Genomic DNA, 8,109 nt, shown 5'->3' with positions numbered 1-8,109 from the left:
CGCGCCCCCCCCGCGGGGGTCAGATCCGGGCCACTCAACCCCCAGCGCCGCGGTCCCCCTCCCCAAAACTCCACAGCGAGGGCGCTGCTTTTCGGCGGTGCAGAAGGCGGTCCACAAAGGACTGCCATCGAACGGCGGCGTCGATGTTCGACGCCGCCGTTCGACTGCGTTCGACGACCTCGCTTGACGCTCGCGAAGCCCCGATGCAGACTCCGGAAAGCGTTTTCCAGGCGACGGGGGCATGGGTTCATGAGCGCGTTGGACGAACTGCGTCAGCTACGGCACGGCGGCGTCCAGGTGCGCAAGCGCGACAACAAGGCGGCGTTCTGGTTCCTCGCCCCCTGGTTCGCCGGACTCCTCTTCATCACCGTCGGCCCGGTGCTCGCGTCCTTCGGGCTGGGCTTCACCAAGTACAACCTGATCCAGCCGCCGAAGTTCATCGGGCTGGCCAACTTCGAACGCATCCTCAGTGACGAGCGGCTGCACAACGCCCTGCGGGTGACGTTCACCTACGTGCTGGTCTCGGTACCGCTCCAGCTGGCGTGCGCGCTGGGTGTCGCGCTGCTGCTCGACCGCGGCCTGCGCGGGCTCGCGTTCTACCGCTCGGCCTTCTACCTGCCCTCGCTGCTCGGGTCGAGCGTGGCGATCGCGGTGCTGTGGACCCAGGTCTTCGGCAGCGACGGCCTGGTGAACCGCGTGCTGGGCGTCTTCGGCGTCGCGGGCAAGGGCTGGATCTCCGACCCGGACACCGCGCTGTCGACGCTGATCGTGCTGAACGTCTGGACGTTCGGCTCACCGATGATCATCTTCCTGGCCGGGCTGCGGCAGATCCCGGCGGTGTACTACGAGGCCGCCGCCATCGACGGGGCGAGCAGGTGGTCGCAGTTCTGGCGGATCACCCTGCCGCTGCTCTCGCCGATCCTGTTCTTCAACCTCGTGCTGCAGATCATCCACGCGTTCCAGTCGTTCACCCAGGCGTTCGTGGTCTCCGGCGGCACGGGCGGCCCCTCCGACTCGACCATGTTCTACACGCTCTACCTGTACCAGCAGGGTTTCAGCCGGTTCGACATGGGTTACGCGTCGGCGCTGGCGTGGTTCCTGCTCCTGATCATCGCGGCGTTCACCGCGATCAACTTCTGGGCGGCGAGGTACTGGGTGTTCTATGACGACTGATCTCCGGCGCCGGTTGACCGTTGGGCTGAAGCACCTCGGCCTGGTCCTGATCGGGTTCGTGATGCTGTACCCGGTGCTGTGGATGATCGTGAGCTCGTTGCGGCCGGACGACGAGATCTTCCGCAGCCCCGGCCTGATCCTCGACAGCCTCCGGACCGAGAACTACGCGGAGGGCTGGAACGCGCTCACCCCGTCGTTCGGGACGTACCTGCTGAACTCCACGGTCCTGGTGCTGGGCTGCATCGCCGGCAACCTGGTGTCGTGCTCCATGGCGGCCTACGCGTTCGCCCGGCTGCACTTCAGCGGCAAGCGCTGGTGGTTCGGGATCATGCTCGGCACGATCATGCTGCCGATCCACGTGATCATCGTGCCGCAGTACGTGCTGTTCTCCCAGATCGGCTGGGTGAACACGTTCCTGCCGCTGATCGTGCCGAAGGTGCTCGCCACGGACGCGTTCTTCGTGTTCCTGATGGTCCAGTTCATCCGCGGCCTGCCGCGCGAGCTGGACGAGGCGGCGCGCATCGACGGCTGCGGCCACCCGCGGATCTTCCTGCGGATCATCCTGCCGCTGATGAAACCCGCGCTCGCCACCACCACGATCTTCACGTTCATCTGGACGTGGAACGACTTCTTCGGCCAGCTGATCTACCTGACGGACCCGGACATGTACACGGTGCCCGTCGCCCTGCGCTCGTTCGTGGACTCGACGGTCGCCACCTCCTGGGGCTCGCAGTTCGCGATGAGCGTCGTGTCGCTCGTCCCGATCTTCCTCGCCTTCCTCGTCGGTCAGCGGTACCTCGTCAAGGGGATCGCCACGACCGGTGGCAAGTAGCCGAAAGGACTGGACATGTTCGAAGGGGTACATCGCCGTACCGCGTTAACGGTCCTGCTGTCCCTGACCGCGTCGCTGCTCGTCGCGTGCGGTTCCGGCTCGGACGCGGGCGGGGAGCTGACCGCCGAGCCGGTGACGCTGCGGTTCAGCTGGTGGGGCGCGGACGACCGGCACAAGCGCACCCAGCAGGTCATCGAGATGTTCCAGAAGAAGCACCCGAACATCACCATCAAGGGTGAGTTCAAGGAGTGGAACGGCTACTGGGACAGCCTCGCCACGACGATGGCGGCCAACGACGCGCCGGACATCATGCAGATGGACGAGCTCTACATCGCCTCCTACGCCGAACGCGGCGCGCTGCTGGATCTCAACGAGGCCAAGAAGCACCTCGACACGGCGAACTTCGACCAGAAGGCGCTCGCCACCGGCGCGATCGACGGCAAGCAGTACGGCGTCCCGGTCGGTCTCGGCATGTACTCGATCATGGCCAACACCGACCTCCTGGCGAAGTACAACGTCCCGCTGCCCGACGACACCAAGTGGTCGTGGGACGACCTGAAGAAGATCGGTGACCAGGTGTCCAAGGCGAGCGGCGGCACGGTGTGGGGCGTGCAGTCACCCGGCATCAACGACACGGCCGGGCTGAGCATCCGCGCCCGCCAGCAGGGCAAGGCGTTGTTCGACCAGAACGCCAAGGTCGTCCTGCCGCCCGAGATCGCGACCCAGTACTGGACCTACATCTCCGACCTAGCCAAGACCGGCGTCGCGCCGCCGCCGTCGGTGACGATCGAGAAGGGCTCCGCCGGCCTCAACATGTCCGCGACCGCGACCAACACCGCCGCGTTCGGACTGTGGTGGAACACCCAGCTGACCGCGCTGACCGCCGCCAGCGGCGCCAAGCTGAAGCTCCTGCGGCTGCCGGGGGAGTCGCAGGGCAAGCCGGGTGCCTACTACAAGCCGTCGATGTTCTGGTCGGTGTCGTCGCGGTCGAAGCACCCCGCGGAGGCCGCGGCGTTCGTGAGCTTCCTGGCCAACGACGAGGAGGCGGCGAAGGTGCTGCTCACCGAACGCGGCGTGCCGGCCAACCTGAAGATCCGCGAGGCGATCGCGGGCCAGCTCAAGGAGACCGACAAGGCGGCCAAGGAGTACCTCGACACCGTCCCGGTCAGCGACCCGCCCAGGATCACGCCGAAGGGCGGCAGCACGCTCGACGCGATCCTCAAGCGGCACACCGAGGACGTCCTGTTCGGGCGGGCGACGCCGGAAGCGGCCGCGGCGGCGTTCATCAGGGAAGTTCAGTCCGAAGTGGACGCGGCCAGGTGAGGCACGCGTGCTGGTGGAGGGTGATCGAGTGGAACAGGTGAGGCGCGCGGCGATCGTGGGCACGGGCGCGATCGCGACCTCCCACGCCCAAGCGGTGCGGGCGGAGGGTGATCGCATCGAGCTCGTCGCCGTGGTGGACGTGGAAGAGGCACGTGCGGCAACGTTCGCCCGGGAATGGGGCGTGCCGGGCGTGTACTCCGGGCTCACGGCCCTGCTCGACGCCGAGGAACCGGACGTGGTGTTCGTGTGCACCCCGCCGCGTTCCCACGTGCCGTTGGCGCTCGAAGCCCTCGCCGCGGACGTGCACGTGCTCGTGGAGAAGCCGCCCGCGTTGTCGTTGAGCGAGATCGACACGCTGATCGCGGCCGAACGGACGTCGGCCGGCCGGGTCGCGACGGTGTTCCAGCACCGGTTCGGCCCTGCCGCGATCCGGTTGCGGCGCATGGTCGCGGACGGGGTGCTCGGCAGGTCGCTGGTGGCCAAGTCCGACACGCTCTGGTACCGCGACGGCGCCTACTTCGACGTCCCGTGGCGCGGGTCGTGGGACAGCGAGGGCGGCGGCCCGACGATGGGCCACGGCATCCACCAGTTCGACCTGATGCTGTCGGTGCTGGGGCCGTGGCAGGAGATCCGGGCGGTCGCGGCACGTCAGGCCCGTGCCGTGGCGACCGAGGACGTGTCCATGGCGCTGGTGACCTTCGCCGACGGCACGGTGGCCTCGGTGGTCAACTCGGTGCTGTCACCGCGGGAGACCTCGCAGCTGCGGTTCGACTTCGAGCGTGCCACCGTCGAGGTCGAGCACCTCTACGGCTACACCGACGCCGACTGGACCGTGACGCCCGCACCCGGCCACGACGAGGTCGCGCGGCTGTGGCGCGAGGACCAGTCCACGACGGTGAGCAGCCACCGGTGCCAGCTGGCGGCGTTCCTCGACGCCCTGGACCGCGGTGAGACGCCGCCGGTGACGCTGGCGGACACGCGCACCACCATGGAGTTCATCGCGGCGCTGTACGCCTCGGCGTTCACCGGCACCGCGGTCAAGGCCGGCCAGATCGGCCCGGACAACCCGTTCTACGCGACGATGGAAGGAATCGGTGCCCCATGGGCGAACGCCCGGTGATCACGCGGCAGGACGACGAGGCGCTCGTCGTGTCGGTGGGCGGCGTCGAGCTGTTCCGCTACGTGCACCGGCCCTCGACACCGGCGTTCGAGGGGCCGAAGCCCTACCTGCACCCCGTGCGCACGCTCGCCGGCGACGTGGTGACGGCGTTCCGGCCGCACGACCACCGCTGGCACAAGGGCGTGCAGATGACCGCGACCGACGTGTCGGGCGAGAACTTCTGGGGCGGCAACACCTACGTGCGCGACCAGGGGTATGTGGCGCTGCCGAACGTGGGTTCCATGCGGCACGAGGACTTCACCGTCACCTCGCCGGACGGGCAGGTGCGCGTCGAGGAGCTGCTGTCCTGGTTCACCGAGGCCGGGCAGCACTGGGTCGACGAGGTGCGCGAGCTGACCGTGCGCGACGTCGAGGACGAGGCCTGGACGCTGGAGTTCGCCACCACGCTGACGAACCTGCGCGCCGAGCCGCTGGTCTTCGGCAGCCCGACCACGAACGGCCGGGAGCTCGCCGGGTACACCGGGTTCTTCTGGCGCGGCCCGCGGTCGTTCACCGAGGGAGAGGTCATCGCGGCCGACGGCGGCACCGGCCAGGAGATGATGGGCAAGTCGGCCAGGTGGCTCGCGTTCGTCGGCCGGCACGACGAGGTCGACCGGGCGTCCACGCTGCTGTTCGTCGACCACCCGGACAACAAGAACACCCACTGGTTCGTGCGCAGCACCCCGTTCGCGGCGGTGAACCCGTCGTTCGCCTTCTTCGACACCGTCGAGGTCGCGTCCGGCGAGTCGCTGAGCCTGCGCTACCGGCTCGTCGTGGCGAACGGCGGGTGGGACCGGGAGCGCCTGGAGTCCTATGTGGAGGCGCACCCGTGGTGACGCCGTTCCCCGGTGGGGTCGGCATCTCCGGCCTGCGGGTGTACGACTGGCCGGCGGTGGACGGGCTGTGCGGAGGGTCGCCGCACGTCCACCTCGCCTGCGCCGAGTGCTACTTCGTCGTCGCCGGTGAGGGCTCGGTCCAGACGCTGACCCGTCGCGGGTTCGCCGAGACGCCGCTGCGCGAGGGCACCGTCGCGTGGTTCACGCCGGGCACGATCCACCGCCTGGTCAACGGCGGCGGCCTGCGGATCATCGTGATCATGCAGAACAGCGGCCTGCCGGAGGCGGGGGACGCGGTGTTCCCGTTCCCCGCCGAGGTGCTCGCCGACGCGGAGACCTACGCCGCGCACGCCCGGGCCGGTGACGAGGAGTCCGCCCGCAGGCGCCGTGACCTCGCGCTGGAGGGGTTCCTCGAACTGCGGCGCCGCGCCGAGGCGGGCGAGAACGCGCTGGACGAGTTCTACCGCGCCGCCGTGCGGCTGAAGCAGGGCGTGCTGGACGACTGGGAGAAGCGGTGGCGGGCGGGTGCGCTGGCGTCGGCCGAACGCACCGGCGAGCACCTGGACCGGTTGCGCGACGGTGACATCGGGCATCTCGCCGACGCCGACATCCACGTGACCAGGGCGGAAGGGCCGCAGCGGTTCGGCATGTGCGGCCGGCTCGACGTGCACGACCCGGCGGAGGGCAGGTCGCCGCACGGCCAGGCGTGAATGCGGGTGAAATCGCTTTTCGATCTTTTTCGGTCGTGTTAACAAATTATCTCATCGGCGCTGGAATTATTTCCTGATTCCGAGGAAGTGCTTGGAGCACGCTGTTTCGGAGCTTAGCTTCGCAAACATTCAAGTGCCCCTGCACAGAACGGAAGTCAGATGGCGCGAAAGATCCAGTTCCTGGCCGGCGCGGGCGCGGTGACGCTCGCGATGTCGATTCTCCTGACCCCGGCGGCCTCCGCCGAGGGAGAGGTTCGCTCTCTGCAGGCGCCGGAGAGGATTCCCGGCAGCTTCATCGTCAAGCTGAAGCCCGGCGGCGCCGCGGACGCGGTGGCCGCCCGCTTCGGCACCGCGGTCTCGCGGCACTTCACCGGCTTCGGTGGCTTCAGCGCGCGGCTGACCGACAAGCAGGCGCGCAGACTCGCCGCCGACCCGGCGGTCGAGTACGTCGAGGCGAACCAGGTCGTCCACGTGCAGGCCGCGCAGGCGAACCCGCCGTCGTGGGGCCTGGACCGCACCGACCAGCGCGACCTGCCGCTGAACAGCTCCTACAGCTACACCTCGGCGGGCGCGGGGGTGAACGTGTACGTCATCGACACCGGCGTGCGCGTCAGCCACTCCACGTTCGGCGGACGCGCCGTGGACGGGTACGACGCCGTCGACGGCACGCTTCCCGCACAGGACGGCAACGGTCACGGCACGCACGTCGCGGGCACCATCGCGGGCTCGCAGTACGGCGTCGCGAAAGCCGCGAAGATCGTCGCGGTGCGCGTGCTGGACGACGGCGGGTCCGGCTCGACCGAGGGTGTCATCGACGGCATCGACTGGGTGGCGAAGAACGCCGTCAAGCCGGCCGTGGCGAACATGTCCCTGGGCGGGCTCGTGAGCTCCTCGCTCGACGACGCCGTCCGCAGGGCGATCGCGGCAGGTGTGACGTTCGCGATCGCGGCCGGCAACTCCAGCGTCGACGCGTCGACGGCGTCTCCCGCCCGCGTCACCGAGGCGATCACCGTGGGCGCCACCGACCGCACCGACGCCCGCGCGTCGTACTCCAACTTCGGTTCGGCGCTGGACATCTTCGCGCCCGGCAGCAACATCACCTCGGCGTGGAACACCAGCGACACCGCCACGAACACCATCTCCGGCACGTCGATGGCGACCCCGCACGTCGCGGGCGCGGCCGCCCGGTACCTCTCGACGAACCCGACGGCCACTCCGGACCAGGTCGCCGCCTACCTGGTCGGGCAGTCGACGCCGGGCAAGGTCGGCAACCCCGGGCTGGGCTCGCCCGACCGGCTGCTGTACCTCGCACCCACCGCGTGAGCACGGAAAGGCCGCGGCACCCGCCGCGGCCTTTCCCGCGTCCACGCGAAGAACTGTTCGTCTTTCGCGGAGTGTGAACGACCGCATTGGGAAAAAGGTGCGCAGTCGCGGAAACCGCGCGACTTCCCGTTGTGACCCGATGGCTGATTGCCCGAGGCTGCCTCGTGATCGACCACGACCACGAGGAGCTGATCGGGTGTTGAACCTCCCACGCAGGATCGTCCTGGCGGCGGTGGCCGGTGCGATGGCGCTCGCCGGTACCGCGGTGACCACCGGCACGGCCTCGGCCGCGCCGAGCTGCAACGCGCCTTCCGGCTACTACTGCCTGGCCATCGAGAACTGGACCCGCGACGCGTACAGCTTCCGCGCCGACGGCGCCGGCGGCGGCAGGTGCCTGACCTTGTACCGTCCCGGCCAGACCGGCTACCACCCCGACGTCCACCTCCAGGGTTCGGCCACCCCGATCCTCACCTCCCACACCCAGGACTACTGCGGTGGCGAGCAGCGCAACTACGGCTACTCGCCGCGCAGGGAAGGCCGCTGGACCATCCTGCGCGTGACGAGCTGAGACCCGGAAGGCCGGTGAGGTGGTCCACGCTCAGCAGGGCACCGCCCCCCGCGTCTGTACAACCAGTACGACGACTTGTCCGCAACTCGCCGTCTCGTCAGGTGGATGAAGGGCGCCTTCCTCCACCTGGTGTGGATGAAGGCGCCCATCATCCACGTCATCGCCAGTCCGCGAGCCGGGGCAGA

General features: G+C 69.0%; 8 protein-coding genes. All 8 read left to right on the top strand.

Annotation, left to right across the window (positions count from 1 at the left end; translation table 11 throughout):
• The first annotated feature begins 249 nt into the window (after nt 1–249).
• The 8 genes from ABZV40_RS45985 (at nt 250) to ABZV40_RS45950 (ending at nt 7,924) form a co-directional block, all read left to right on the top strand.
• Entirely contained in the window at nt 250–1,173 is a 924-nt protein-coding gene (locus tag ABZV40_RS45985) for a sugar ABC transporter permease (protein WP_355456444.1), read from the top strand.
• Nucleotides 1,163–2,005, top strand: a complete 843-nt coding sequence (locus ABZV40_RS45980; RefSeq protein ID WP_355456443.1) for a carbohydrate ABC transporter permease — start codon at nt 1,163–1,165, stop codon at nt 2,003–2,005. Before ABZV40_RS45985 ends, ABZV40_RS45980 begins: the two co-directional genes overlap by 11 nt.
• 15 nt (nt 2,006–2,020) lie before the next feature.
• Entirely contained in the window at nt 2,021–3,328 is a 1,308-nt protein-coding gene (locus tag ABZV40_RS45975) for an extracellular solute-binding protein (RefSeq protein WP_355456442.1), read from the top strand.
• Nucleotides 3,329–3,356: 28 nt separating this feature from the next.
• Nucleotides 3,357–4,448 (top strand): Gfo/Idh/MocA family oxidoreductase, encoded by a 1,092-nt coding sequence (locus tag ABZV40_RS45970; protein ID WP_355456441.1) that lies wholly within the window; start codon nt 3,357–3,359, stop codon nt 4,446–4,448.
• Entirely contained in the window at nt 4,430–5,323 is an 894-nt protein-coding gene (locus ABZV40_RS45965) for a PmoA family protein (protein WP_355456440.1), read from the top strand. Before ABZV40_RS45970 ends, ABZV40_RS45965 begins: the two co-directional genes overlap by 19 nt.
• Complete coding sequence (locus ABZV40_RS45960; RefSeq protein WP_355456439.1) at nt 5,317–6,033, top strand: cupin domain-containing protein; 717 nt, start codon at nt 5,317–5,319, stop codon at nt 6,031–6,033. The genes ABZV40_RS45965 and ABZV40_RS45960 overlap by 7 nt, the downstream gene beginning before the upstream one ends.
• 159 nt (nt 6,034–6,192) lie before the next feature.
• Nucleotides 6,193–7,356, top strand: a complete 1,164-nt coding sequence (locus tag ABZV40_RS45955; RefSeq protein ID WP_355456438.1) for a S8 family peptidase — start codon at nt 6,193–6,195, stop codon at nt 7,354–7,356.
• Between the two features lie 196 nt (nt 7,357–7,552).
• Nucleotides 7,553–7,924, top strand: coding sequence for a hypothetical protein (locus ABZV40_RS45950; RefSeq protein ID WP_355456437.1), 372 nt, complete (start codon nt 7,553–7,555; stop codon nt 7,922–7,924).
• The last annotated feature ends 185 nt before the right edge of the window (nt 7,925–8,109 follow it).

The sequence above is a fragment of the Lentzea sp. NPDC004782 genome (assembly GCF_040609115.1).
Taxonomy (GTDB): domain Bacteria; phylum Actinomycetota; class Actinomycetes; order Mycobacteriales; family Pseudonocardiaceae; genus Lentzea.
The sequence above is the reverse complement of the archived record's forward strand: the minus strand, read 5'-3'. Positions and strand labels throughout refer to the sequence as shown.

Coding starts and splice junctions, on each gene's coding strand:
- ABZV40_RS45985 (WP_355456444.1), top strand. CDS start 250: ATGAGCGCGTTGGACGAACTGCGTCAGCTACGGCACGGCGGCGTCCAG.
- ABZV40_RS45980 (WP_355456443.1), top strand. CDS start 1,163: ATGACGACTGATCTCCGGCGCCGGTTGACCGTTGGGCTGAAGCACCTC.
- ABZV40_RS45975 (WP_355456442.1), top strand. CDS start 2,021: ATGTTCGAAGGGGTACATCGCCGTACCGCGTTAACGGTCCTGCTGTCC.
- ABZV40_RS45965 (WP_355456440.1), top strand. CDS start 4,430: ATGGGCGAACGCCCGGTGATCACGCGGCAGGACGACGAGGCGCTCGTC.
- ABZV40_RS45955 (WP_355456438.1), top strand. CDS start 6,193: ATGGCGCGAAAGATCCAGTTCCTGGCCGGCGCGGGCGCGGTGACGCTC.